We start from the raw sequence: 25,044 nt of genomic DNA, 5'->3' as shown, positions 1-25,044 counted from the left end.
GGATAGTACACATCATGAAAGACGTTCGGGAGCTGGCTACGTTGTATAGCTATGTGGGCACCCATAACCCCTACTGGCGTTTGTCAGAGGATTGCAACATCCTGCACTTCTCTATTGACGAAGCGGCAGAAACGAACCTGAACATCGAATTATCACCTGAGCAAGCCGACCGCATTCGGGAGATGACGGTCATCACGTCAAGCCTGTTAATGACACTGTCGCTTGAAGACGACGATATCCCTGTTCACCTGGTTGGGCGGAAAATAAATAAACGCGAATGGGCCGGAAGTGCATCCGCCTGGGATGATACCCCTCCGGTTGCCCGCGATTTGGCACAAGGACTTTCTTTTGCCGAACAGGTGGTCTCTGAAGCCAACTCCGTTATTGTCATCCTTGACCGCATGGGCAACATTCAGCGTTTCAATCGCCTGTGTGAAGAATATACCGGCCTCAAAGAACGCGAAGTGATTGGTCAAAGTGTCTTCACGCTGTTTATGAGTCGACGCGAAGCCGCAGCCTCCAGACGCAACATCGATGTTTTCTTTCGCGAAGGCAACTCATATGAAGTCGAACGTTGGGTAAAGACCTGTAAAGGTCAGCGACTGTTTCTGTTTCGCAATAAATTTGTGCACAACGGTAGCGGTAAGAACGAAATATTTCTGATCTGCTCAGGTACCGATATCACCGAAGAACGGCGTGCTCAGGAACGCCTGAGAGTTCTGGCAAATACCGACTCCATTACCGGATTACCTAATCGGAATGCGATTCATGAACTGATCACTGAAGCCATTGAGAATGCAGGAGATACCCAGGTTGGTATTGTGTACCTCGATCTGGATAATTTCAAAAAAGTAAACGATGCCTACGGACATATGTTCGGCGATCAACTGCTGCAAAGCGTGTCGCTGGCAATTCTCAGCTGTCTTGATGATAACCAATTACTGGCCCGTTTTGGTGGCGATGAGTTTATTGTCCTCGCGACTCAAACATCTCAAGTGGCGCTGGAAGCCACAGCATCACGTATTTTGACCCGTTTGCGCCAGCCCTTCCGAATTGGCCTGATTGAGGTTTATACCGGTTGTTCGATTGGAATTTCCCTTGCTCCACAGCATGGACACGACTGCGAAAGCGTTATTCGCAATGCCGATACCGCCATGTATACCGCAAAGGAAGGCGGACGTGGACAATTCTGCGTTTTCTCTCCGGAAATGAACCAGCGAGTATTTGAGTATCTTTGGCTGGATACCAATTTGCGTAAGGCGCTGGAAAACGATCAACTGTTGATTCATTACCAGCCGAAAATAACATGGCGTGGTGAAGTACGTAGTCTGGAGGCGCTGGTGCGCTGGCAGTCCCCTGAACGTGGTCTCATTCCTCCGCTGGAGTTTATCTCCTACGCTGAAGAATCAGGCTTGATTGTGCCGCTGGGGCGCTGGGTTATTCTCGACGTTGTTCGTCAGGTCGCAAAGTGGCGCGATAAAGGGATTAATCTGCGAGTGGCCGTGAACGTTTCTGCTCGCCAGCTTGCCGATCAGACACTGTTTACCGACCTGAAACAGGTGCTTCACGACCTCAATTTTGAATATTGCCCTATCGATGTCGAATTGACCGAGAGCAGTTTAATTGAAAACGAACACCTGGCACTGTCCGTTATTCAGCAATTTAGCCAGCTTGGGGCACAGATCCATTTAGATGATTTTGGGACGGGTTATTCATCGTTGTCTCAACTGGCCCGCTTCCCACTTGATGCCATTAAGCTGGATCAGGCGTTTGTCAGGGATATTCATAAGCAACCCATTTCACAGTCGCTGGTGCGTGCCATTGTCGCGGTGGCGCAGGCGCTTAACCTACAGGTGATAGCTGAAGGCGTTGAAAGTACGAAAGAGGATGCTTTTTTGACCAAAAATGGCGTTAATGAACGTCAGGGTTTTTTGTTCGCCAAGCCAATGCCAGCCGCTGCGTTTGAACGTTGGTATAAACGTCATCTGAATAAAAAATTGCGCTAACGCAACAAGAAAAGTGGAAGGGATACACGTGAAAAATAGCCAAAAATGGACACTACGTGATGATCATATCTGTATGTAATCACAGAATATATAATATTCTTCAATCATTCATGTTAATACTATTTTTCCCTTCTCTTTTGGTATGAATTTCTGCATCATGAAATTCAAACCTTTTTGACATTAGGATGATGACCATGTCTGATATAGACGCACAACGTCTGGCCGAGCGCATTGATACCGTGCTGGATATTCTCGTTGCAGGCGATTACCACTCAGCTATCCACAATCTCGAAATTCTCAAGGCTGAACTGTTAGATACGGTCAAAGAAGATACAGCGTCTTTGTCAAAAAAACCGAAGGCCCCGTGGGAGATCTGATGACCTCACTCACGTTATGTCGCTGTAGCCATCAGATTTCAGATAACGCAGCTACCGTTTAATTTCCGATACGATATCGCTATAAAATTAATACTATGAATTCCCGACAACAATCTATTTTGCAGATGGTGATCGATAAAGGTCAGATGAGCGTGGCCGATCTGGCTAAAATCACCGGTGTCTCCGAAGTGACGATTCGACAGGATCTGAACACACTGGAAAAACAGAGCTACTTGCGCCGTGCGCACGGTTTTGCGGTGTCACTGAACAGTGATGATGTCGAAACGCGCATGATGACCAATTTCCCCCTTAAACGTGAACTGGCCGAATTTGCGGCGTCACTGGTTAATCCAGGTGAATCCGTCTTTATTGAAAATGGCAGCAGCAATGCGCTGCTGGCCAGAACGCTGGCGGAACAAAAAGATGTCACCATCATCACGGTCAGTAGCTACATCGCGCACCTTCTCAAAGAAACACCATGTGAAGTCATTCTCCTCGGTGGGATCTATCAGAAAAAAAGCGAGAGCATGGTCGGACCGTTGACTCGCCAATTTATTCAGCAGGTACATTTCAGTAAAGCCTTTATCGGTATTGATGGCTGGCAGGCCGACACCGGCTTCACCGGGCGTGATATGATGCGCTCTGATGTGGTTAATGCGGTTCTGGAAAAAGGCGCTGAGGTGATTGTACTCACCGATAGCTCTAAATTTGAGGCCATTCATCCCTACACGCTGGGCCCGTTGGACAGATTCAGTCGCGTAGTCACGGACTCCAGACTCAGCGCCAGTGTGCAAATGCAACTTGAACACTCGGGTTTAACCGTCAATATCATTGATGCTCACGCATAATACTTCAGCAGATGATTTGTCGGCGGGCAGATCATCTTCTCTCTGAGACTTATCCGACAGTCCAATTAAGACTTTTTACCTGTCGTTAACAGGATAAAGTCGTAGAATTAATGTTAGCGATATAACAGGAGCGAACAGTCACTTCAGGATTTGATTGTAATGCCCTGCGCTAAACGGTTTCGCGGAAATATCTTTAGTCGTCCTATTTTGGCGCTATCATTAAAGTGAACTGGATTCCGTGATTCAATAATTCAGGAGAAAGTATTATGTTAGTAACGAGCAAAAAAATGACCGCTGCCATTCTGGCGATTACACTAGCAATGTCTTTGAGTGCCTGCTCTAACTGGTCCAAACGTGACCGTAACACTGCGATAGGTGCTGGTGCTGGTGCGATAGGCGGTGCAGTCCTGACTGACGGCAGCACGCTGGGTACGCTGGGTGGTGCTGCAGTGGGTGGTATTATCGGCCACCAGGTGGGTAAATAATTTACGGTTGAACGGCTCGATATAATAATACGTTTACTTTTTCAGGTTTGTATTATTAGAAAAGCCACGGAGAGCATCCGTGGCTTTTTTATTAACCGCCAGCCAGCTTAACTTTCATTCCTTTGGCTTCCAGCAGCGATTTTATCAGGTCGCGTTTATCACCCTGAATTTCAATTACGCCGTCCTTCACTGCCCCACCACAACCACATTTTTTCTTCAGCTCTGCGGCCAATTTAACCAGTGTAGCGTCATCTTGATCAATACCGGTAATCAGGCAAACGCCCTTACCTTTACGACCGCTGGTCTGGCGCTGGATGCGAACAATGCCATCGCCCTTCGGACGCTCTGCTACCATTCTGGGTTCATCAATTCGCCCGGACTCAGTTGAATAAACCAGTCGAGAGTTTGAGTCGCTCATTTATGCACCTCGATTCAGAGAGGCGTTGATCATCTTCAGCGTTTGCGCCGGATCGTCCGACTGCGTGACTGGACGACCAATCACCATGTAATCCACGCCAGCAGCCAGCGCCTGCTGTGGCGTCATAATACGGCGCTGGTCACCCACCTCACTACCTTCAGGACGAATGCCTGGCGTCACCAGCTTAAATGTCTGTCCAAACGCCTGCTTGAACCTCACCGCTTCATGCGCCGAGCATACAACCCCGTCCAACCCACAATTCTGCGTCAAACGCGCCAACTTTTCAGCATGCTCCGCGGGTGACAACGTCACACCAAGATCGGCAAGGTCGCTGGCTTCCATACTGGTCAGGACCGTCACTGCAATTAACAGTGGCGCATCTTTACCAAAAGGCCGTAATGCCTCGCGGGCAGCGGTCATCATTCGTACCCCACCGGAAGCATGCACGTTTACCATCCAGACGCCAAGGTCAGCAGCTGCCGCGACGGCATGCGCCGTGGTGTTGGGAATATCATGAAATTTCAAATCCAGAAAGACGTCGAAGCCACGCTGTTGCAGATCCCGTACCAATTGAGGTCCAAAAAGCGTGAACATCTCTTTGCCCACTTTCAAACGACAATCTCGGGGATCAATTCTGTCGACAAACGCTAATGCCTTATCACGATTTGAGTAATCCAACGCGACAACGACGGGAGAATCAGTAGCAGCACGGAAAGAAGATGAAGCAGTAAACGTCATGACCAGACCTTCTTGATGATGGGCGCACGAGCGGCGCAAAATGGGTAAACGGCGTGCATTCTACCTGTGGTAATAGAAAATTAACAGGCGCGTTTACATTTCTGCGAAGCGATGTGGCACAGGAGCCTGAGGGCTGGTTGAAGAAAAATAAATAAGTATGTTGTAACTAAAGTGAATTTTTTTTAAAAATTAAAGCCCGTCCAGACCGCGAATTGGCTTAATGGTTGACCAGGAGCGGCACGATGGGCAGTGCCAGTACAGCGAATAAGCAGTAAACCCACACTTCTGGCAACGATAGCGCGGCTTGCTGCGCACCTGCTCACCAACCATATCGCGCAGGACCATCAGACTCTCTTTTGCGCGCCCTTCTTCTGCTTCATTAAGGTGGTAATCCATCAGTTTATGGAACACACGCATCGTCGGATGACGTTGCAACTGACGGGTAATATAAACCTGTGCAGTATCAGTACCCTCGCGCGCCTCAAGAATATCAGCCAGCATCAACTCAGCGGCAGCACCGGTGTTTTCTTCGACCGCACGGCGTAAAAACTCCGCCCACTCATCGTTTTTACCCAGTTGTTGGTAGCAGCTCTGCAGCATTTCCAGCGTTTCACTGACCAACTCTTTATCCTGGGAGATCACGCGTTGCAGGCATTCAACGGCCTTCGCGTAATCACCCTTCAACATGTAAACGCGCCCCATCATAATCGAGACACGAGCACTGTTTTTGTCTGCAGCGGCTCCTTTTTTCAGCAATGCCATGGCGCGATCCATATCGTCGCTGCCCATTTGCTGCAAGGCCAGTTCACAGTAAAAATGCGCGATTTCAATACGCTGATTATCTTTGCCGAGTTTCACCAGACGTTCTGCAACATCAATGGCTTTTTGCCATTCACTGGTTGCCTGATAGATTTGCAACAGTTGTTGCAATGCCCCCACACGGAAATCCGTTTCATCAGTTAGCTGATTGAACATGTCTTCCGCACGGTCATACAACCCGGCAGCCATGTAGTCACGTCCCAACTGCTGCACAGCCAACAAACGTTGCTCATAAGTCAGCGAAGCACTTTCCATGAGGGTTTGGTGGATACGGATAGCGCGGTCGACTTCACCGCGTGAGCGGAACAGGTTTCCGAGGGTGAGATGAGCCTCAACGGTGCCTGTATCCTCTTTCAACATATCGAGGAACAGATCCACCGCTTTATCTTGTTGGTTGCTCAAGAGGAAGTTAACCCCGGCGACATAGTCGCGCGAAAGACGGTTAGCTTCATCCTGCTTTGTTTGTTGCGCACTTCTGCGACCCATATACCACCCATAGGCAGCGGCTACAGGTAAAAGCAGAAACAACAACTCCAACATAAATAATTATTCCTTCACAACCGACGAGTCGGCAGTTACCGCAACGTCGGTCGCAGGCGCAAGCTGGTTTTCCAGGCGTTTAATTTTACGTTCGGCCCGGGCAAGAGACACCCGAACCTTCAGCCAGAAGAGGCCGCAAATTAACCAACCAATCGCAAAACCTGCAGCAAACAATACAGCAAGCAGCGTGGAGATACGATACTCACCCTGAGCTAGCAGGTAATTAAACGTAACCTGTTGATCGTTTTGCGCACCCAATGTCACCGAAATAACAAAAATCGCCAACACCAGTAAGAAAATGAGTAAATATTTCACATTACTTCCCGTTATGTGGTTTGAGCGAATAAATCGTGTACAACTTACCGCATTAAGCCCTTTAAATTACCATTTTCACGACGAGTGCGAAACGGAAAAGCGCCTTACGCTGTATGATTTGAGGGCAAAATTTGAAAAATCAATCACGGTCTGCGTTATTGCTCACGCTGCGCTATTTCCTTTGTCTCCTGGGCGGGCGGTGTTAGAGGTCCACATACTCGCTGTGCAAGCCATGTTGCCAGCGTAATCAGCAACCACGAAATCAGCGTCGCAACAACCAAATCGCGCGGCCAGTGCATGCCCAGAAGCAAACGACTCCCCATTACGCCGGTCGCCCAGACCAGTAGGAACACAATCGTCAGCGTGCGTCTGCGTGGCCATAACAACCCGACACCCAGTAACGCCCAACTGGCAGCAAACAGGGTATGCCCGGAAGGGAAAGCAAAACCGGTCTCTTTTTGCCAGTGCTTACGTAAAAAAGGTGGAATATCCTGCTGCCCGGACAACTGCTCTTTTACTAAGTGCCCGCGATCTTTACGTTTTAAAGTGTAGAACTCATCTACCGGAACATGGTGCGTTTTTTCCAGCCACAGAACAAATGGCCGGGGCTCCTGCACCCTCTCTTTAACCCAGGATTTCACACCCTGGCCAATTAAGATAGCCGCCGCCAGGATCGCAAATAGCATAACCGCAGCTTTCAGACGAAATCGCAGGCACCACAAAAACCACGTACAGAGAACAACATGGGTGATAATCCCCCAGGGTTGCGTCACCGTTTCAGTTACCCAGTATAAGGATTTTAACCACCAGACCTTCTGCCCAGGCTGCCAGCTCCAGCCAGATATCCATACGGAAACCGGCATAATCAGTAACAGTGCTGCGCCTACAGTGGTTCGCTTGGCAATAGACAGCATTGCGTCTCCTTTCGTCGATAAGTCCCACAATCATAACTGAAAAATCCGCACACCGGGAAAATTGACAATTTTGTGCCATTCGGAAATGAATGCGTTGCTGCAATTAGGTGAACACCCTTGCCTTATGGCAAAATAGTGCAATACAGAAGCCAACAGGCGACGGCACGCACAGTGCCAGCATAATCTGGAGAATTACATGCAGCTTAAACGTGTGGCAGAAGCCAAACTGCCAACCCCCTGGGGTGATTTCCTGATGGTGGGATTTGAAGAACTGGCAACCGGACACGATCATGTCGCACTGGTTTTTGGCGACATTTCAGGCCAGACGCCTGTCCTGGCACGTGTTCACTCCGAATGTCTGACCGGCGATGCGCTGTTCAGTCTGCGTTGTGATTGTGGCTTTCAGCTGGAAGCGGCGCTTACGCATATCGCTGAAGAAGGACGCGGTATTCTGCTCTACCATCGTCAGGAAGGACGTAACATCGGCCTGTTGAATAAGATCCGCGCCTATGCGTTGCAGGATCAGGGCTATGACACCGTCGAAGCCAACCATCAGTTAGGCTTTGCGGCGGACGAGCGTGACTTCACCTTGTGTGCGGATATGTTCAAATTATTGGGCGTGGATGAAGTCCGTCTGCTGACCAATAACCCGAAGAAAGTGGAAATTCTGACAGAAGCTGGGATCAATATTGTGGAGCGTGTGCCGCTAATTGTTGGCCGTAACCCGAAGAATGAACACTATCTGGATACCAAAGCCGCCAAAATGGGACATCTGTTAAGTGAGTGACATTCTCTCTTGCGGACGATACAAAAAGCCTGCTTCCGCAGGCCTTTTTATAATTTAATTCAACATGTTACGAATAACATAGTGCAAAATACCATCGTTTTGGTAATAGGTCAGCTCTGTCGCGGTATCAATACGACAGCGACACGAAATCACCTCTTTTCGCCCATCCGCGCGGACCATATTCACCGGGATAGTCGCTCCCGGTTTAATGTTTTGTAAGTCCGTAATATCAATGACCTCCTCCCCGGTTAACCCCAGGGTTTTACGTGTAACCCCCTGCGGAAATTCCAGAGGCAGGATCCCCATGCCAATCAGGTTAGAACGGTGGATTCGCTCAAAGGACTCGGCGATTACTACGCGAATACCCAACAAACGCGGGCCTTTCGCAGCCCAGTCCCGACTGGAACCCGACCCATACTCCTTACCGGCAACAATCGCCAGCGGGGTCTTCTCTTGCTGGTATTGCATGGCGGCGTCATAGATAGCCATCACTTCTGTACCCGGCAAATGACGCGTCATCCCCCCTTCCACACCCGGTACCATTTCGTTACGGATACGGATATTGGCAAACGTACCACGCATCATTACTTCGTGGTTTCCGCGACGAGAACCGTAGGAGTTAAAATCTTTACGCTCAACACCGTGGTTTTGCAAATAACGCCCGGCTGGGCTATCTGGCTTGATGCTCCCCGCAGGAGAAATATGATCGGTGGTGACGGAATCCCCCAGCATCGCCAGGATACGTGCACCATGGATATCCTGTACCGGGTCCGGCTTCGCCTGCATACCATCAAAGAACGGTGATAAACGGATGTAGGTTGAGTCCGACTGCCAGCCATAGGTATCTGCGCGATCAACATGAATCGACTTCCATTCCGGCGTGCCTTCGAACACTTCGGCATACTCTTTATGAAACATCTCGGTAGAGACCTGCTCCACGGCACGGGCAATTTCCTGCGCACTCGGCCAGATATCTTTCAGATAGATAGGATCGCCGTTTCTGTCATGACCCAGCGGATCTTTCGTCAGGTCAATATTCATATTCCCGGCCAGCGCATAAGCCACCACCAGCGGCGGAGAGGCCAGCCAGTTTGTCTTCACCAGCGGGTGGATACGCCCTTCAAAGTTACGGTTACCGGAAAGCACCGCCCCTACCGTCAGATCACCTTTTTTAATCGCCGTTTCTATAGGGTCGGGTAACGGGCCAGAGTTGCCGATACAGGTAGTACAGCCATAACCAACAAGGTTAAAACCCAACTCATCAAGGTACGGCGTCAGTTTTGCCTGCGCCAGGTAATCAGAAACAACTTTTGACCCAGGCGCCAGCGACGCTTTCACCCACGGCTGGCGCTTCAGACCAAGCGTGACCGCTTTTTTCGCCAGCAATCCAGCCGCCATCAGGACGCTGGGGTTGGAGGTGTTGGTACATGACGTAATCGCTGCAATCACCACAGCACCATCCGGTAGCTGATATTGATGACCGCTCATGACATAGTCGACCGGCTGACGATCTTTTTGCGAGCTATTCACTTCAAGTTCATTACTCGCGGCGAATGCTTTCGGCACATCACCCAATGCGACACGATCTTGCGGACGCTTTGGCCCAGCCAGGCTGGCTTCCACAGTGTCCATGTCCAACTCCAGTGAACGGGTAAACACAGGCTCATCACCTGGGTTACGCCACATCCCCTGTGCTTTAGCATAAGCACCGACTAATTCAACCTGCTCTTCACTACGCCCACTCAGACGCATGTACTCAAGAGTTACCCCGTCAATCGGGAAAAAACCGCAGGTTGCGCCATATTCCGGCGACATGTTAGCAATGGTCGCCCGGTCAGCGAGCGGCAGGCTGTCCAACCCATCACCATAGAACTCAACAAATTTACCGACCACGCCGTGCTTACGCAGCATCTGGGTAACAGTCAGAACCAGATCGGTCGCGGTGATACCTTCCCGTAGTTTACCAACCAGTTTGAAGCCCACGACATCCGGAATCAGCATTGAAACCGGTTGCCCCAGCATGGCGGCCTCTGCTTCAATCCCTCCGACACCCCAGCCCAGCACACCGAGACCATTAATCATTGTCGTATGGGAATCGGTGCCAACCAGCGTATCGGGGTAAGCCACCCACTCACCGTCCTGTAATTCGCTCCAGACGGCTTTACCGAGGTATTCAAGGTTAACCTGGTGGCAAATCCCCGTCCCCGGCGGCACGACACTGAATCGGCTAAACGCCTGCTGCCCCCATTTAAGGAACACATAGCGCTCATGGTTGCGCTCCATTTCCAGTCGCACGTTCTCTTCAAAAGCATCATCGTCACCAAAACGATCGACCGTAACGGAGTGATCAATAACCAGATCAACAGGTGAAAGCGGGTTCACTTTTGCTGTATCCCCGCCAAGGCGTTTAACCGCTTCGCGCATGGCAGCCAGATCGACCACTGCCGGCACGCCGGTAAAGTCCTGCATGAGAACGCGAGCGGGTCGGTAGGCAATTTCGCGATCGGCATGCGCCGTTTTCAGCCATTGCGCCAGAGCATGAATATCTTCTTCGGTAACAGAATCACCGTCCTGCCAGCGAAGCAGATTTTCCAGCAATACTTTTAGTGATTTAGGTAAACGGGTGATATCACCCAGTGATTTCGCGGCCAGCGGCAGACTGTAGTAGCGGTAGGTTTTATCTTTAACCTGCAATGTGTCCTTACTGGCTTCTCGTAGGGTAGACGACATAGCTCCTCCTTAAATGACAGGGTTGGATCCCCTGATTTTCCTCAGGGTTAGTATTAAAGATAACACAAACAAAATGTAACGCTTTGATAACAACTCAAATTGATAAACGAGGAGAACGACAAAAAGGTAACGAACTATGCAAGTGGCGGGGAATAAGATTAAAGTGCGGTAAATGAACGGACCCGATACATCGATGCAACCGACAATACGCTGTTTAGCTGGCGTACTACGATTGCGCTGTGATTATTCATACTGAATTCAATCAGCATGTTAATACTTATTATAAAACACGTATTGCTTATTGTTCTTGCTTATCATCTTCAATAAACAGATCAATAAATGCCCGTTGCTCGGGTGAAAGATCCCACGAAGCGGGAATATCCTGCTTTTTGTCTACAACGGTTTCATTCTCTTGCTCATTATTATGATGAGCAGGTGTAACAGTAGACTGCTGTTCCTGTGTGGACATCAATTACCCCCACACTTTCCAGACCAACAGAGCAACCACGATCCAGAACACGGCGGAGCCCAGAAACACGATGAACCATGCTGTACGTTTCATCGCGGGATCTCTGCGCGCAGGCTGGTTTCCAGAAGGCATTGCTAACCTCATACTATCGAAATCACTTATCATTTAGGCACCAAACAATCGGTACAATTAATCATCAGATAAGAGGAATCCTAATAAAAACGTCCTGAAAAAGCCAGATAATTTTCGAACCCAGCTTTATAAATAACTTAATTGTTTGATCGGTTATAAATATTTGAAAGGGATTTTGGCAGGGTTACTCATTTGAAACTACTTTGGAGAATATTTTCCATAAATAACTTAGGGATAATAGACAAATAAAAAATCATGAATACATTCAACCGCCCCGCTGGTATGGCTGGAGACCCAGGATACCAACGAGGCAACTTCCGTTATTATTTCTCTGGCAATTTAATATCTTTGAACATAGCTTCAATGTCATCGTTGGAACGCAACGCCACCGCTGTATCCACCACATCGCGTGTCAGATGCGGTGCGAAACGCTGAATAAAATCATACATGTAGCTGCGTAAAAACGTGCTGCGACGAAAACCAATTTTAGTGGTACTGTGACTGAAAATATCATGAGCATCAACACGCACCAGATCCGGATCAGAGATAGGATCTACCGCCATGCTGGCAATCACGCCCACGCCCAGCCCCAGTCGGACATAGGTTTTTATCACATCAGCATCGGTTGCGGTAAAAACAATACGCGGCTCAAGACCCGCGCGATTAAACGCGGTATCCAGTTCTGAGCGCCCCGTAAAACCAAAGGTGTAAGTCACCAACGGATATTGCGCCAGCTCTTCAATGGATACGGAGGCTTTGCCTGCCAACGGATGGTCTGGCGTAACAACAATCGAACGGTTCCAGTGATAGCATGGCAGCATCACCAGATCATCGTACAAATGCAGTGCTTCCGTCGCGATGGCAAAATCAGCATTCCCCTTCGAAACAGCCTCGGCAATTTGCGTCGGCGATCCCTGATGCATATGCAACGAAACGCGAGGATAACGCTCAATAAAACCTTTAATCACGTTGGGCAGCGCGTAACGCGCCTGGGTGTGCGTGGTAGCGATATACAACGAGCCTTTGTCGGGCCAGGTATGTTCACCAGCAACCGATTTAATGGCATCCACTTTAGACAAGACTTCGCGGGCAATACGAATAACTTCCTGCCCTGCCGGAGTCACCTGCGTCAGGTGCTTACCGCTACGGGCAAAAATCTGGATGCCAAGCTCATCTTCCAGCATACGAACTTGCTTACTGATCCCTGGCTGGGAGGTATAGAGTCCTTCGGCCGTTGAGGAGACATTAAGGTTGTGGTTTACCACCTCAACGATATAGCGAAGCTGCTGTAATTTCATGTTAAGCCATCCAGAATTGTGCCATCAGAACATCGTTTAAAAGCAGACTCACACGCGCTGCTAATACGATTTAATAATAAAAAGCCTGTCAACTATAACCACTATATCATTTATATGTTCACTGTATAGGGATGACAAAAAATAATACGCCAGAAACAAAAAGGGCCGCTTACGCGGCCCTTTGAGGAGAAATACAGCCAGAATGCTGTTATTTCTTCCCTTCCACCCATTTACCGTCAACGAAGAACGCGGACCAGCCGGTCGCCTTACCGTCTTTCTCAGCGGCAACGTACTGCTGCTTGGTTTTACGGCTGAAGCGAACCATGGACTTGTTGCCGTCCGGATCTGTTTGCGGAGCATCTGCCAGATAGCGCAGTTTTTCCGGTAGACGATCGCGGAAACGGTACAATTCTTCCACCAGCGGCGCACGGGTCTCACGTGATTTCGGGAACGTATTTGCCGCGAGGAAGATACCTGCAGCACCATCACGTAACACGAAATACGCGTCAGATTTCTCACACGGAAGTTCCGGCAACGGAACCGGATCTTCTTTCGGCGGAGCGACTTCACCGTTACGCAGGATCTTACGGGTATTTTTGCACTCGTCGTTGGTACACGCCATGTACTTGCCAAAACGCCCCATTTTCAGGTGCATTTCAGAGCCACATTTCTCGCACTCAACGATAGGACCGTCATAACCCTTGATGCGGAACTCGCCCTCTTCAATCTCATAGCCATCGCAGGTCGGGTTATTACCACATACATGCAGCTTGCGCTTAGGATCGATAAGGTAGCTGTCCATCGCCGTGCCGCATTTCTGGCAGCGACGTTTGGCGCGCAGAGCGTTGGTTTCCGCATCGTCGCCTTCCAGCACGTTCAGCACTTCGTTTTCCGGCACCAGATTAATGGTGGTTTTGCAACGCTCTTTCGGGGAAAGCGCGTAACCGGAACACCCAAGGAATACACCGGTGCTGGCGGTACGGATACCCATCTTGCGTCCGCATGTCGGACAATCAATGCTGGTCAGTACCATTTGGTTCGGACGCATGCCGCCTTCTTCAGGATCTTTCTCGGCTTTATCCAGTTGCTGAGTAAAATCGCTGAAGAAGTTGTCGAGCACACCTTTCCACTCGGCTTCGTGATTCGCGACCTGGTCGAGGCTGTCTTCCATCTGCGCGGTAAAATCGTAGTTCATCAGTTCGCGGAAGTTTTCTTCCAGACGATCGGTGACGATTTCACCCATTTTTTCTGCGTAGAAACGACGGTTCTCCACGCGCACATAACCGCGATCCTGAATCGTAGAAATGATCGACGCATAGGTAGATGGGCGACCAATGCCACGCTTTTCAAGCTCTTTAACCAGCGACGCTTCACTGAAGCGCGCAGGCGGTTTAGTAAAGTGCTGTGCTGGCGTCAGTTCAATAAGCGTCAGCGTATCGCCTTTTTCTACCGCCGGTAAAATGCGATCTTCATCGCCCTTACGCAGCGCTGGCATTACTTTCGTCCAGCCATCGAAGCGCAGAATACGACCGCGCGCCTTCAGACGGAAATCACCCGCGCCCACGGTCAGCGTGGTGGAGTCGTATTTGGCTGGCGTCATCTGACAGGCAACAAACTGGCGCCAGATCAGTTGATACAGTTTTTGCGCATCGGCTTCCATATCTTTCAGCGATTCCGCCTGTACGGCGACATCGGAAGGACGGATAGCTTCGTGCGCTTCCTGCGAGTTCTCTTTGCTGGCGTACTGGTTCGCGCTCTCCGGCAAATATTTTTTGCCAAAATTATCGCTGATGTAATCGCGAACCATCGTCACCGCATCCTGGCTCAGGTTGGTTGAGTCAGTACGCATATAAGTGATGTAACCCGCTTCATACAAGCGCTGCGCCATCATCATGGTTTTCTTCACACCGAAGCCCAGACGCGTGCTGGCGGCCTGCTGTAGCGTGGAGGTGATGAACGGCGCGCCCGGCTTGCTGCTGGTCGGCTTATCTTCTCGTTCCAGAACGCTGTAGCGCGCTTTTTCCAACAGGCTAACGGCAGCAAGCGTTTGTTCCCGGTTGACCGGGCGGAACGGTTTATCATTCTGATGCGTCACCTCAAGCGGTAACGCGTCGCCGCCTGGCGTGGTCGTGTTGGCATCAATCTCCCAGAACTCTTCTGGAACAAATGCTTTGATTTCGCGTTCACGCTCAACCACCAGACGCACAGCAACCGACTGTACGCGGCCAGCTGACAGACCGCGCGCAATTTTTTTCCACAGCAGCGGCGACACCATATAGCCCACAACACGGTCCATAAAGCGGCGCGCCTGTTGCGCATTGACACGGTCGATGTTCAGTTCGCCAGGTTTCTCAAACGCCTGACGAATAGCATTTTTGGTAATTTCGTTAAACACCACACGGCTATAGCGAGTGTCATCGCCACCGATCACTTCCCGCAGGTGCCACGCAATGGCTTCCCCTTCGCGGTCAAGGTCGGTTGCGAGATAGATGTGGTCGGCTTTTTCAGCCAGTTGCTTCAGTTCAGAAACCACTTTCTCTTTACCGGGCAGCACTTCATAGCGCGCATCCCAGTTGTGCCACGGGTCAACACCCATACGATTGACGAGAGCGCCACGTTCATCCTTTTTGGGCTTTTTAGCCGTTTTGGTGGAGGTTGAGTCGGCGCTCTTTTTAGTTGCTGAGCCACTGGTCGGCAAATCACGGATATGACCGACGCTGGATTTCACCACGTAGTCATTACCCAGATACTTGTTGATCGTTTTGGCTTTTGCCGGGGACTCAACGATGACAAGAGCTTTACCCATATTCACCTTTACCTAATTTGATTCTTCCAGAATGCGTCGCACGTTGATTCACCTTCCACTGGCGACGAGACATCGATATGGTCTCTACGTCTGCGGATATCAACCCCTTAAACTGATTCGCGCTTGCAATGTAACTCTCATATAACTGAGTTAACAGGCTTTTTTGCTCACAAACGCTATAGCACGACGAAGTATTGGTCGAATGTCAAGCAAATCTGTTGCCAGATTGACGAAAGCGTCACACTGTACCTGATAAAATGCGTTACGCAACTTTATTAGCATGCAAAAACAAATCTCGCCAGTTGTAACACCGTCGTAAAACCTTCATTTATGTCAGGGAATATTTGCCCATAAGCGGGGCTCAGCGTAGACTAATGTCCTTGTTTAAGGAGTAAATCATGCATAAAGACACTCAACCCATCGATCGCGAAACACTGCTGATTGAAGCCAACAAAATCATTCGTGAGCATGAGGACACGCTGGCGGGGATTGTCGCCACCGGTGTTACGCAGCGAAATGGCGTACTGGTTTTCAGCGGAGATTACTTTTTAGACGAGCAAGGGCTACCGACGCCTAAAAGTACGGCTGTGTTTAATATGTTTAAACACCTGGCACACGTACTTTCTGAAAAGTATCACCTGATCGATTAACGCAAGAAATCATTTGCCGGATGGCGGCGCTGCCTTCTCCGGCCTACGTTAGTGCATATTTGTAGGCCGGGTAAGATGCGTTTGCATCGTCACCCGGCAATGAAGATTTACATCAGAGGTTTCTGTCCCCGCTGCCACCAGCGCATCAGCAAACGGTCAGCGCTCTCCGCCGCACTACCGGTAAAACGGTCCATCAGTTTTTTACGCTGCAGGTAACGTACGTTCAATACCTCGCGGCCCTCCATCAACCCGAGGATCACCTCATCGCTGGTATTGACCTCATCCACCAACCCGTTTGCCAGCGCCTGTTGACCAAACCAGTGTTCACCCGTGGCAACCTGCTCAATGTCCAGAGTCGGACGCATGCGCTGCACAAAATCTTTAAACAGATGATGCGTTTCGTTCAGATCTTCACGGAATTTCTGCCGCCCTTCTTCCGTGTTTTCACCGAGTAAGGTCAACGTACGTTTATACTGTCCGGCGGTGTGCAGTTCGATATCAATATCTTTCCCTTTCAGGAAACGGTTAAAGTTCGGGATCTGCGCTACGACGCCAATAGAGCCGACGATAGCAAACGGCGCCGAGACAATTTTATCCGCCACGCAGGCCATCATATATCCGCCGCTGGCAGCGACTTTATCTACCGTGACGGTTAGCGGGATCTGCTTATCACGCAGGCGTTGTAACTGGGACGCAGCCAGGCCATAACCATGTACCACACCACCCGGACTTTCCAGACGCACCACCACTTGATCCTGAGGTTTAACAACCGCCAGCACAGCCGTCACCTCTTCGCGTAATGCGCTGACCTCATGGGCATCCATACTGCCTTTAAAATCAAGCACCCATACACGCGGTTTATCAGATGACGTGCTGTCACCCAGTTTCGCTTTTGCCTTAGCCGCTTTCGCCTCCAGCTTTTGTTTCTTTTTCTGCGCCTTATGCCAGAATTTTTGCTGATGCCCATCCAATAAGGCTAGCGACAGGTCTTCCTTCATCTCTTTATATTGATCGCTGAGGTTAATAACCCGCAATTCCCCACGCTGACGTTTGCGTTGTGTCGCGTTTACGATCAGCATCACCACCACTGCAATAGCCACCACGACAGTGACAATTTTTGCCAAAAACAACCCATATTCAGACAACAATTCCACAAGACCCACCTTGGTTAAACAACGCGACTTCCGCTCAGTGTACAACAGGCGTGTCACCTCGTCTTGCTTCATACATCCAGTGCTGTATCAGTAAAAAGCATGACAAAGCGTTCATTTTGCGGTGTTATTGCCTTTGGCTGATTGAAAAAGTACAGGGTTTAAGGCATAAAGCCCAAAAGTTATCGCGAACGAGATATCCAGGACGTCGCCGAGGAGTAGCCGTGCATTACCAACCTAAACAAGACCTTCTACAGGGCCGCATTATTCTTATCACCGGTGCAAGCGATGGTATCGGACGCGAAGCCGCGCAGACCTATGCGCGCTATGGCGCGACGGTTATCCTGCTTGGGCGTAACGAAGAAAAACTGCGTCAGGTTGCCCGCACTATCGCCGATGAAAACGGAACACAACCACAGTGGTTTACACTGGATCTACTGACCTGTACCTCTGAAGAATGTCACCAGCTTGCGCAGCGCATTGCTGCACATTTCCCGCGTCTGGATGGCGTACTGCATAACGCCGGATTACTCGGCGATATTTGTCCAATGAGTGAACAAAACCCGCAGGTCTGGCAGGATGTGATGCAGGTAAATGTAAATGCCACTTTTATGCTGACTCAGGCATTGCTGCCGTTGTTACTCAAATCCGATGCCGGATCGCTGGTCTTTACCTCTTCCAGTGTCGGTCGCCAGGGACGCGCCAATTGGGGAGCATATGCCACCTCAAAATTTGCGACCGAAGGGATGATGCAGGTTCTGGCTGATGAGTATCAAAACCGTCATCTGCGCGTAAACTGTATCAATCCTGGTGGGACGCGAACTGGCATGCGAGCCAGCGCATTCCCAACGGAAGATCCGCAAAAATTGAAAACTCCCGCCGATATTATGCCGCTCTACCTGTGGCTGATGGGCGATGACAGCCGCCGTAAAACCGGTATGACTTTCGATGCCCAGCCGGGCCGTAAACCAGGAATTGCCCAATGAGTGAAGAACGCTATCAACAGCGCCAGCAGCGCGTAAAAGACCGGGTTGACGCCCGTGTTGCCGCAGCGAAAGATGAGCGAGGAATTATCATCGTGTTCACTGGTAATGGTAAGGGAAAAACCACCGCCGCGTTCGGTACCGCCACGCGCGCGGTGGGTCACGGGAAAAAAGTCGGCGTGGTGCAATTTATTAAGGGCACATGGCCAAACGGCGAAAGAAACCTGCTCGAACCTCATGGTGTAGAATTTCAGGTGATGGCGACCGGGTTTACCTGGGAAACACAGAATCGTGAAGCTGACACCGCTGCCTGTCTGGCCGTGTGGGAACACGGTAAGCGGATGCTGGCCGATCCTGAGCTGGATATGGTTGTGCTGGATGAACTGACGTATATGGTGGCCTACGACTACCTACCGCTTGAAGAGGTGATCAACGCCTTAAATGCGCGCCCAGCCCAGCAAACGGTCATTATTACTGGTCGAGGATGCCATCGCGATATTCTGGAGTTAGCCGACACGGTCAGCGAGTTGCGTCCGGTCAAGCATGCTTTTGAAGCGGGCATTAAAGCCCAAATGGGGATTGATTACTAACAGCAGGCCGGATAAAGCGCTTGCGCCGCATCCGGCTCCACGCTAACGCCTGATGGCGCTTCGCTTATCAGGCCTGCTCATGATTAACCGTTGTTGCTGCGCCCACCCGGACGACGGCTGCTGCCGACCTGAGAGTGACGTTTCACCGCACGGCGGATCTGATTCGCTTTCATGCGACGACGGTCTTTCTCAACAGCGACTTTAGACGTGGTTTCCGGTTTCAACTCCACCAGTTCACGCAGATAGTTGGTCTGCGCAAGATCAAGCTCTGTCCAGCCACCACGCGGCAGGCCTTTCGGCAGTGGGATATCACCGTAACGGACACGGATAAGACGACTAACCTGCACGCCTACCGCTTCCCACAGGCGACGAACCTCGCGGTTGCGGCCTTCAGTCAGCGTGACGTTATACCACTGGTTGATCCCTTCACCACCGCTAAACTTGATGGTTTTAAACGCCGCCGGACCATCTTCCAGCTGTACGCCACGGCTCAGATCGCGCAGTTTAGCATCGTCAACCTGACCGAACACACGCACCGCGTACTCGCGTTCAACTTCACGGCTCGGGTGCATCAAACGGTTCGCCAGTTCACCATCAGTAGTAAACAGCAGCAGACCACAGGTATTGACGTCCAGACGACCAACGGCAATCCAGCGCGCGTCGCGCAGTTTTGGCAGGCGATCAAATACGGTCGGACGACCTTCCGGGTCGTTACGGGTACACAGTTCACCTTCTGGCTTGTAGTAGGCCAGAACGCGGCAGATTTGTTCTGCAGATTCTTTCACCGAAATAAGATGACCGTCGATACGGATTTTCAGACCCGGTGTCACTTCAACGCGATCGCCGAGCGTGGCAATTTTGCCATCAACGCTCACGCGACCCGCGGCAATTATGGATTCAATTTCACGGCGAGAACCGTGGCCAGCGCGCGCCAGCACTTTTTGTAACTTTTCGCTCATAGAGCTTCCTTTAGATGTCGCCTTCACAGGCGTCGAACAGGAGAATCAACGGCGCCAGTCAGCGCCATTTTAAGGCCGCGTAGTATAGCGGTTCGCGCCTTTATAAGAAAGGTTTAACGTCACCAACACCTTCGCGCAATACCACCGGGGAATCGTCGGTTAAATCGATGACCGTGGTCGGCTGTTGGCCAAGATATCCACCATGGATAATCAAATCCACCTGTTTCTCCAGACGGTCTTTAATTTCTTCCGGATCTGACTCAGTAAATTCACTGCCCGGCAACATCAGTGATGTGGAGAGCATCGGCTCGCCCAGCGCTTCAAGCAGCGCCAGTGCAATCGGGTTCGAGGGTACACGCAGGCCGATGGTCTTACGTTTTTCCTGCAACAAGCGGCGCGGAACCTCTTTTGTCCCCTTCAGGATGAAGGTGTAGTTGCCCGGCGTGTTGTTTTTGATCAAACGGAAGGCCACGTTGTCGACAAACGAATAGGTCGACAATTCGGACAGGTCACGGCACATCAGCGTAAAGTTGTGCCCGTCCGGCAGGTGACGGATGCGGCAGATGCGCTCCATTGCACCTTTATCTTCAATTTTACAACCCAACGCATAGCCGGAATCGGTTGGATAGACGATCACCCCACCTTTCCGCACGATATCAACGGCCTGGTTGATCAGTCGCTGCTGCGGGTTTTCGGGATGAATATAAAAAAACTGGCTCATACTTTCCTCTCTGTGGTCTCGGGCTGTTCCCAAAGCTGCCAGACGCCTTCTACGCCTGCGGGCAGCCATAGTTTACGACCCAGTTCAATCCACGGGCAGGGTAGATGAAAATCCGACCCTTGCGATGCCCACAGTTGATGCTGACGCGCAAGCGTCGCCAGATGGGTTCGTTCATTGGGAGACTGCTGGCACTGTGCCACCTCCATCGCGTCACCGCGATGTTCAGCAAAATGCGCAACCAGTCTTTTCAGCCACTTAGCGCTAAGATCGTACCGCCCTGGATGAGCCAGAACTGCCTTACCGCCAGAATGATGAATGACATCAATAGCTTGTTCTATTGTACACCACTGTGGCGGAACGTAACCGGTTTTCCCACGGGCAAGATATTTTTTAAAGACATCCGCCATGGTTGTGGCTTTGCCACATTCCACCAGGAAACGCGCAAAATGCCCACGTGTAACCGCCCCGCCATCGGCCAGTCGCAGCGCCCCTTCCCATGCGCCGGGAATGTGCGCTTTGTCGAGCCGTTCAGCAATCAGGCGCGCGCGCTGCTGGCGACGTTCCGTCTGTTGCGCCAGAAAGTCGCGCATCACTGGATGCGCGATATCAATGTTCAGACCCACTATATGGATCTCATGATTTTCCCAGACCGTTGATATCTCAACGCCAGAGATCAAATTTAACGCTAAACCTGAACGTGAAATTTCTTCTCTTGCCGCCGCAATACCTGCCGTGGTGTCATGATCGGTGATCGCCAGTGTACCGACTCGCATCTCTACCGCACGGTGTACTAAGGCTTCTGGCGTTAATCGCCCATCAGAAGCTGTCGTATGGCTGTGCAGGTCATAAATCACTGCGTAATTCGTGTCGCTCAAGGCGTCTCCCGTTTCAATAAATGTCGTAACACGCCCATCATAGCGGTTTCGACAAATATACTGAAATCAGGTGTTGACTTTACTCCATCGAACTAGTTAACTAGTACGCAAGTTCACATGAAGAAGGTATCTGAGATGAAAACAACATTTTTCCTGCACGGTTGGTGGCGCACTTCCTGATTTCGGGCAGTGTCTTACGTCTGCAATATGCAACCAGATACCCGGCCCGCCACATGAGCGGGCTTTTTTTTGAACAAAACTAATGAGAATAACGATGCAAACTCAAAAACCGACACTCGAACTGCTTGCCTGCGATGCCGCCTACCGTGAGAACCCGACGGCGTTGTTTCATCAGGTGTGTGGCGCACGTCCGGCAACGCTGCTGTTGGAATCTGCAGATATCGACAGCAAAGACGATCTGAAGAGCCTGCTGCTGGTCGACAGCGCGTTGCGCATTACCGCCATCAGTGACACTGTCACCATCCAGGCATTATCCGCAAACGGCGCATCGCTGCTGCCCCTGCTGGATGCGGCCCTGCCAGCTGGCGTTGAGAACGAACAACAGCCCAATGGCCGTCATCTGCGGTTCCCTGCCGTCAGCCCGCTGCTGGATGAAGACGCCCGTTTATGTTCCCTTTCCGTATTTGATGCGTTCCGTTTATTGCAGGAACTGGTTAATGTTCCGGCGCACGAACGTGAAGCAATGTTCTTCGGCGGTCTGTTTTCCTACGACCTGGTGGCCGGATTTGAAGATTTACCCCAGCTTGAGGCGGGTAACCGTTGCCCGGACTACTGCTTCTATCTGGCAGAAACGCTGATGGTTATCGACCACCAGAAAAAAAGCACCCGCATTCAGGCCAGCGTTTTTACCCCAAGCGTTGCAGAAAAACAGCGACTAAACGCCCGTCTGGCGCAACTGAGCCAACAGCTTACCGAACCTGCACCGCCGCTGCCCGTTACTGAAGTCCCGCAGATGCGCTGCGAATGCAATCAGAGCGATGAAGAGTTCGGTGCCGTGGTGCGCGGCCTGCAAAAAGCGATTCGCGCAGGTGAAATTTTCCAGGTGGTTCCATCTCGTCGTTTCTCGCTGCCCTGCCCGTCGCCGCTGGCTGCCTACTATGTACTGAAGAAAAGTAACCCCAGCCCGTACATGTTTTTCATGCAGGACAACGCGTTCACGCTGTTTGGCGCTTCACCGGAAAGCTCGTTGAAATACGATGCCACCAGCCGCCAGATTGAAATCTATCCCATTGCCGGGACTCGCCCACGCGGTCGTCGGGCGGATGGTTCGCTTGACCGCGATCTCGACAGTCGTATTGAGCTGGAGATGCGTACCGATCATAAAGAGCTTTCCGAACACTTGATGCTGGTTGACCTGGCGCGTAACGATCTGGCACGCATCTGTACGCCGGGCAGCCGCTACGTTGCTGATCTCACCAAAGTGGATCGCTATTCCTTCGTGATGCACCTGGTTTCCCGCGTCGTCGGCGAGCTACGTAGCGATTTGGATGTACTGCATGCTTACCGCGCCTGTATGAACATGGGCACGCTGAGCGGCGCGCCGAAAGTTCGCGCTATGCAGCTTATCGCCGAGGCCGAAGGTCGCCGTCGTGGCAGCTATGGCGGCGCCGTAGGTTACTTCACCGCCCATGGCGACCTTGATACCTGCATTGTGATCCGTTCCGCCCTGGTAGAAGACGGTATCGCCACCGTGCAGGCCGGTGCCGGGATTGTTCTGGATTCTGTTCCGCAGTCTGAAGCCGATGAAACCCGTAATAAAGCGCGTGCCGTTTTGCGTGCGATCGCCACCGCGCACCATGCACAGGAGACTTTCTAATGGCTGACATTCTGCTGCTCGATAACATCGACTCATTTACCTACAACCTGGCAGATCAGCTGCGCACTAACGGTCACAACGTGGTGATTTACCGCAACCATATTCCGGCCCAGACGTTGATTGACCGTTTAGCGACGATGAAAAATCCGGTGCTGATGCTTTCTCCTGGTCCTGGCGCACCAAGTGAAGCAGGCTGCATGCCAGAGCTGTTAACCCGCCTGCGCGGCAAACTGCCCATTATCGGTATTTGTCTGGGGCATCAGGCGATTGTTGAGGCCTATGGTGGATATGTGGGTCAGGCAGGGGAAATCCTGCACGGCAAAGCCTCCAGCATTGAACACGATGGCCAGGCGATGTTCGCCGGTCTGGCAAATCCGCTGCCGGTAGCGCGCTATCACTCGCTGGTCGGCAGCAACGTACCGGCCGGACTGACCATTAACGCGCATTTTAACGGTATGGTCATGGCCGTTCGTCACGATACCGATCGCGTATGCGGCTTCCAGTTCCATCCGGAATCCATTCTGACCACTCAGGGCGCGCGTCTGCTGGAGCAAACGCTGGCCTGGGCGCAACAGAAGCTTGAACAGACCAATACGCTGCAACCTATTCTGGAGAAACTGTATCAGGCGCAGACGCTGTCTCAGCAGGAAAGCCACCAGTTGTTCTCTGCCGTGGTCCGCGGTGAACTGAAGCCGGAACAGCTGGCAGCAGCGCTGGTGAGCATGAAAATTCGTGGCGAGCATCCGAATGAAATTGCCGGTGCGGCAACCGCGCTGCTGGAAAATGCAGCCCCATTCCCGCGCCCGGATTATCTGTTTGCCGACATTGTCGGAACCGGCGGTGACGGCAGTAACAGTATCAATATTTCCACCGCCAGTGCGTTTGTCGCGGCGGCTTGCGGACTGAAAGTCGCCAAACATGGTAACCGCAGCGTTTCCAGCAAATCGGGATCTTCGGATCTGCTGGCAGCATTTGGTATCAATCTGGATATGAACGCCGATAAATCCCGCCAGGCGCTTGACGATCTCGGCGTGTGCTTCCTGTTTGCGCCGAAATACCACACCGGTTTTCGCCATGCCATGCCGGTACGCCAACAGTTAAAAACCCGCACGCTGTTTAACGTGCTCGGCCCGTTGATTAACCCGGCACATCCGCCGCTGGCGCTGATCGGCGTTTACAGCCCGGAACTGGTGCTGCCAATTGCCGAAACGCTGCGCGTGCTCGGATATCAGCGAGCAGCCGTGGTGCACAGCGGCGGAATGGATGAAGTTTCACTGCATGCGCCAACCATAGTGGCAGAACTGCATGATGGCGAAATCAAGAGCTATCAACTGACGGCAGAAGACTTTGGCCTGACGCCATATCATCAGGAACAGTTGGCTGGCGGCACGCCGGAAGAAAACCGTGACATTCTGAGTCGCTTGTTACAAGGTAAAGGTGAGGCCGCACATGAAGCTGCTGTTGCCGCAAATGTCGCCATGTTAATGCGCCTGCACGGTGAAGAAGACTTAAAAGCCAACGCGCAAACCGTGATTAATGTGCTGCGCAGCGGTGCGGCTTACGACCGTGTTACTGCACTGGCAGCGAGAGGGTAAA

25 protein-coding genes and 1 other annotated feature are annotated in these 25,044 nt (G+C 51.3%); of the genes, 11 read left to right on the top strand and 14 right to left on the bottom strand.

Annotation, left to right across the window (positions count from 1 at the left end; translation table 11 throughout):
* The first annotated feature begins 14 nt into the window (after positions 1–14).
* From pdeR to osmB, 4 genes are all read left to right on the top strand, one after another.
* The gene (gene pdeR, locus I6L54_RS12380; RefSeq protein WP_040233185.1) at positions 15–2,006 is read left to right on the top strand and encodes a cyclic di-GMP phosphodiesterase; all 1,992 of its coding nucleotides are present in this window, start codon (positions 15–17) and stop codon (positions 2,004–2,006) included.
* 194 nt (positions 2,007–2,200) lie between these two features.
* On the top strand, positions 2,201–2,383 hold the full coding sequence (locus tag I6L54_RS12375) for a YciZ family protein (RefSeq protein ID WP_040233255.1): 183 nt from the start codon (positions 2,201–2,203) through the stop codon (positions 2,381–2,383).
* A gap of 95 nt (positions 2,384–2,478) precedes the next feature.
* Positions 2,479–3,231, top strand: a complete 753-nt coding sequence (gene yciT, locus I6L54_RS12370) for a DNA-binding transcriptional regulator YciT (RefSeq protein WP_005126460.1) — start codon at positions 2,479–2,481, stop codon at positions 3,229–3,231.
* 266 nt (positions 3,232–3,497) lie between these two features.
* Positions 3,498–3,716, top strand: a complete 219-nt coding sequence (osmB, locus tag I6L54_RS12365) for an osmotically-inducible lipoprotein OsmB (protein ID WP_003020583.1) — start codon at positions 3,498–3,500, stop codon at positions 3,714–3,716.
* Between the two features lie 91 nt (positions 3,717–3,807).
* Here osmB and yciH read toward each other — a convergent pair whose 3' ends face one another.
* The 5 genes from yciH to pgpB all read right to left on the bottom strand — a co-directional run bounded on the left by yciH (position 3,808) and on the right by pgpB (position 7,460).
* On the bottom strand, positions 3,808–4,134 hold the full coding sequence (gene yciH / locus I6L54_RS12360; protein WP_040233187.1) for a stress response translation initiation inhibitor YciH: 327 nt from the start codon (positions 4,132–4,134) through the stop codon (positions 3,808–3,810).
* On the bottom strand, positions 4,135–4,872 hold the full coding sequence (gene pyrF / locus I6L54_RS12355) for an orotidine-5'-phosphate decarboxylase (RefSeq protein ID WP_005126456.1): 738 nt from the start codon (positions 4,870–4,872) through the stop codon (positions 4,135–4,137).
* A gap of 189 nt (positions 4,873–5,061) precedes the next feature.
* Positions 5,062–6,231, bottom strand: coding sequence for a lipopolysaccharide assembly protein LapB (gene lapB, locus I6L54_RS12350; RefSeq protein WP_005126454.1), 1,170 nt, complete (start codon positions 6,229–6,231; stop codon positions 5,062–5,064).
* A 6-nt stretch (positions 6,232–6,237) separates the two neighbouring features.
* Entirely contained in the window at positions 6,238–6,546 is a 309-nt protein-coding gene (locus tag I6L54_RS12345) for a LapA family protein (protein WP_005126452.1), read from the bottom strand.
* Between the two features lie 155 nt (positions 6,547–6,701).
* Entirely contained in the window at positions 6,702–7,460 is a 759-nt protein-coding gene (pgpB, locus tag I6L54_RS12340; RefSeq protein ID WP_040233188.1) for a phosphatidylglycerophosphatase B, read from the bottom strand.
* A 196-nt stretch (positions 7,461–7,656) separates the two neighbouring features.
* Here pgpB and ribA point away from each other — a divergent pair, with 196 nt between their 5' ends.
* Positions 7,657–8,247 (top strand): GTP cyclohydrolase II, encoded by a 591-nt coding sequence (gene ribA / locus I6L54_RS12335; protein ID WP_005126450.1) that lies wholly within the window; start codon positions 7,657–7,659, stop codon positions 8,245–8,247.
* Between the two features lie 54 nt (positions 8,248–8,301).
* Here the strand turns inward: ribA and acnA are convergent, their stop codons facing one another.
* The 5 genes from acnA to topA all read right to left on the bottom strand — a co-directional run bounded on the left by acnA (position 8,302) and on the right by topA (position 15,682).
* On the bottom strand, positions 8,302–10,977 hold the full coding sequence (gene acnA, locus I6L54_RS12330; protein ID WP_040233190.1) for an aconitate hydratase AcnA: 2,676 nt from the start codon (positions 10,975–10,977) through the stop codon (positions 8,302–8,304).
* 298 nt (positions 10,978–11,275) lie between these two features.
* Entirely contained in the window at positions 11,276–11,446 is a 171-nt protein-coding gene (locus I6L54_RS12325) for a YciX family protein (RefSeq protein WP_167335601.1), read from the bottom strand.
* Between the two features lie 3 nt (positions 11,447–11,449).
* Positions 11,450–11,590: a YmiA family putative membrane protein gene (locus tag I6L54_RS12320; protein WP_212734183.1), complete on the bottom strand. Its 141-nt coding sequence runs from the start codon at positions 11,588–11,590 to the stop codon at positions 11,450–11,452.
* A gap of 311 nt (positions 11,591–11,901) precedes the next feature.
* Positions 11,902–12,876 (bottom strand): HTH-type transcriptional regulator CysB, encoded by a 975-nt coding sequence (gene cysB, locus I6L54_RS12315; RefSeq protein ID WP_005126442.1) that lies wholly within the window; start codon positions 12,874–12,876, stop codon positions 11,902–11,904.
* A 208-nt stretch (positions 12,877–13,084) separates the two neighbouring features.
* Positions 13,085–15,682 (bottom strand): type I DNA topoisomerase, encoded by a 2,598-nt coding sequence (gene topA, locus I6L54_RS12310; protein ID WP_040233192.1) that lies wholly within the window; start codon positions 15,680–15,682, stop codon positions 13,085–13,087.
* 398 nt (positions 15,683–16,080) lie between these two features.
* Here topA and I6L54_RS12305 point away from each other — a divergent pair, with 398 nt between their 5' ends.
* Positions 16,081–16,332 (top strand): YciN family protein, encoded by a 252-nt coding sequence (locus I6L54_RS12305; protein ID WP_003020616.1) that lies wholly within the window; start codon positions 16,081–16,083, stop codon positions 16,330–16,332.
* Positions 16,333–16,439: 107 nt separating this feature from the next.
* On the opposite strand, the gene sohB is transcribed toward I6L54_RS12305, so the two are convergent.
* Positions 16,440–17,486, bottom strand: coding sequence for a protease SohB (gene sohB, locus I6L54_RS12300; protein WP_040233194.1), 1,047 nt, complete (start codon positions 17,484–17,486; stop codon positions 16,440–16,442).
* A gap of 221 nt (positions 17,487–17,707) precedes the next feature.
* Here sohB and I6L54_RS12295 point away from each other — a divergent pair, with 221 nt between their 5' ends.
* Positions 17,708–18,469, top strand: a complete 762-nt coding sequence (locus I6L54_RS12295) for a YciK family oxidoreductase (RefSeq protein ID WP_003843987.1) — start codon at positions 17,708–17,710, stop codon at positions 18,467–18,469.
* Positions 18,466–19,056: a cob(I)yrinic acid a,c-diamide adenosyltransferase gene (gene cobO, locus I6L54_RS12290; protein ID WP_005126437.1), complete on the top strand. Its 591-nt coding sequence runs from the start codon at positions 18,466–18,468 to the stop codon at positions 19,054–19,056. Before I6L54_RS12295 ends, cobO begins: the two co-directional genes overlap by 4 nt.
* Positions 19,057–19,139: 83 nt before the next feature.
* Here the strand turns inward: cobO and rluB are convergent, their stop codons facing one another.
* From rluB to rnm, 3 genes are all read right to left on the bottom strand, one after another.
* Complete coding sequence (gene rluB, locus I6L54_RS12285) at positions 19,140–20,015, bottom strand: 23S rRNA pseudouridine(2605) synthase RluB (RefSeq protein WP_003020625.1); 876 nt, start codon at positions 20,013–20,015, stop codon at positions 19,140–19,142.
* A 100-nt stretch (positions 20,016–20,115) separates the two neighbouring features.
* Positions 20,116–20,736: an L-threonylcarbamoyladenylate synthase gene (locus tag I6L54_RS12280; protein ID WP_005126434.1), complete on the bottom strand. Its 621-nt coding sequence runs from the start codon at positions 20,734–20,736 to the stop codon at positions 20,116–20,118.
* Complete coding sequence (gene rnm / locus I6L54_RS12275) at positions 20,733–21,611, bottom strand: RNase RNM (RefSeq protein ID WP_040233197.1); 879 nt, start codon at positions 21,609–21,611, stop codon at positions 20,733–20,735. The genes I6L54_RS12280 and rnm overlap by 4 nt, the downstream gene beginning before the upstream one ends.
* A gap of 117 nt (positions 21,612–21,728) precedes the next feature.
* On the opposite strand from rnm, the gene trpL reads away from it, so the two are divergent.
* The 3 genes from trpL to trpD all read left to right on the top strand — a co-directional run bounded on the left by trpL (position 21,729) and on the right by trpD (position 25,043).
* Positions 21,729–21,791, top strand: a complete 63-nt coding sequence (gene trpL / locus I6L54_RS24590; protein ID WP_137378372.1) for a trp operon leader peptide — start codon at positions 21,729–21,731, stop codon at positions 21,789–21,791.
* Positions 21,768–21,862: a sequence feature (Trp leader region), on the top strand. Its footprint overlaps the gene before it by 24 nt.
* Before the next feature lie 23 nt (positions 21,863–21,885).
* Positions 21,886–23,448: an anthranilate synthase component 1 gene (locus tag I6L54_RS12265; RefSeq protein WP_040233199.1), complete on the top strand. Its 1,563-nt coding sequence runs from the start codon at positions 21,886–21,888 to the stop codon at positions 23,446–23,448.
* Positions 23,448–25,043: a bifunctional anthranilate synthase glutamate amidotransferase component TrpG/anthranilate phosphoribosyltransferase TrpD gene (gene trpD, locus I6L54_RS12260; protein ID WP_003020639.1), complete on the top strand. Its 1,596-nt coding sequence runs from the start codon at positions 23,448–23,450 to the stop codon at positions 25,041–25,043. Before I6L54_RS12265 ends, trpD begins: the two co-directional genes overlap by 1 nt.
* Position 25,044 lies beyond the last annotated feature (1 nt).

Origin of the sequence: Citrobacter pasteurii (genome assembly GCF_019047765.1) — a bacterium.
GTDB lineage: Bacteria > Pseudomonadota > Gammaproteobacteria > Enterobacterales > Enterobacteriaceae > Citrobacter > Citrobacter pasteurii.
The sequence above is the reverse complement of the archived record's forward strand: the minus strand, read 5'-3'. Positions and strand labels throughout refer to the sequence as shown.

Excerpts from the sequence above, each read along its gene's own strand:
- pdeR (WP_040233185.1), top strand. The coding sequence starts at position 15 with ATGAAAGACGTTCGGGAGCTGGCTACGTTGTATAGCTATGTGGGCACC.
- I6L54_RS12375 (WP_040233255.1), top strand. The coding sequence starts at position 2,201 with ATGTCTGATATAGACGCACAACGTCTGGCCGAGCGCATTGATACCGTG.
- yciT (WP_005126460.1), top strand. The coding sequence starts at position 2,479 with ATGAATTCCCGACAACAATCTATTTTGCAGATGGTGATCGATAAAGGT.
- osmB (WP_003020583.1), top strand. The coding sequence starts at position 3,498 with ATGTTAGTAACGAGCAAAAAAATGACCGCTGCCATTCTGGCGATTACA.
- yciH (WP_040233187.1), bottom strand. The coding sequence starts at position 4,134 with ATGAGCGACTCAAACTCTCGACTGGTTTATTCAACTGAGTCCGGGCGA.
- pyrF (WP_005126456.1), bottom strand. The coding sequence starts at position 4,872 with ATGACGTTTACTGCTTCATCTTCTTTCCGTGCTGCTACTGATTCTCCC.
- lapB (WP_005126454.1), bottom strand. The coding sequence starts at position 6,231 with ATGTTGGAGTTGTTGTTTCTGCTTTTACCTGTAGCCGCTGCCTATGGG.
- pgpB (WP_040233188.1), bottom strand. The coding sequence starts at position 7,460 with ATGCTGTCTATTGCCAAGCGAACCACTGTAGGCGCAGCACTGTTACTG.
- ribA (WP_005126450.1), top strand. The coding sequence starts at position 7,657 with ATGCAGCTTAAACGTGTGGCAGAAGCCAAACTGCCAACCCCCTGGGGT.
- acnA (WP_040233190.1), bottom strand. The coding sequence starts at position 10,977 with ATGTCGTCTACCCTACGAGAAGCCAGTAAGGACACATTGCAGGTTAAA.
- I6L54_RS12325 (WP_167335601.1), bottom strand. The coding sequence starts at position 11,446 with ATGTCCACACAGGAACAGCAGTCTACTGTTACACCTGCTCATCATAAT.
- I6L54_RS12320 (WP_212734183.1), bottom strand. The coding sequence starts at position 11,590 with ATGAGGTTAGCAATGCCTTCTGGAAACCAGCCTGCGCGCAGAGATCCC.
- cysB (WP_005126442.1), bottom strand. The coding sequence starts at position 12,876 with ATGAAATTACAGCAGCTTCGCTATATCGTTGAGGTGGTAAACCACAAC.
- topA (WP_040233192.1), bottom strand. The coding sequence starts at position 15,682 with ATGGGTAAAGCTCTTGTCATCGTTGAGTCCCCGGCAAAAGCCAAAACG.
- I6L54_RS12305 (WP_003020616.1), top strand. The coding sequence starts at position 16,081 with ATGCATAAAGACACTCAACCCATCGATCGCGAAACACTGCTGATTGAA.
- cobO (WP_005126437.1), top strand. The coding sequence starts at position 18,466 with ATGAGTGAAGAACGCTATCAACAGCGCCAGCAGCGCGTAAAAGACCGG.
- rluB (WP_003020625.1), bottom strand. The coding sequence starts at position 20,015 with ATGAGCGAAAAGTTACAAAAAGTGCTGGCGCGCGCTGGCCACGGTTCT.
- I6L54_RS12280 (WP_005126434.1), bottom strand. The coding sequence starts at position 20,736 with ATGAGCCAGTTTTTTTATATTCATCCCGAAAACCCGCAGCAGCGACTG.
- I6L54_RS12265 (WP_040233199.1), top strand. The coding sequence starts at position 21,886 with ATGCAAACTCAAAAACCGACACTCGAACTGCTTGCCTGCGATGCCGCC.
- trpD (WP_003020639.1), top strand. The coding sequence starts at position 23,448 with ATGGCTGACATTCTGCTGCTCGATAACATCGACTCATTTACCTACAAC.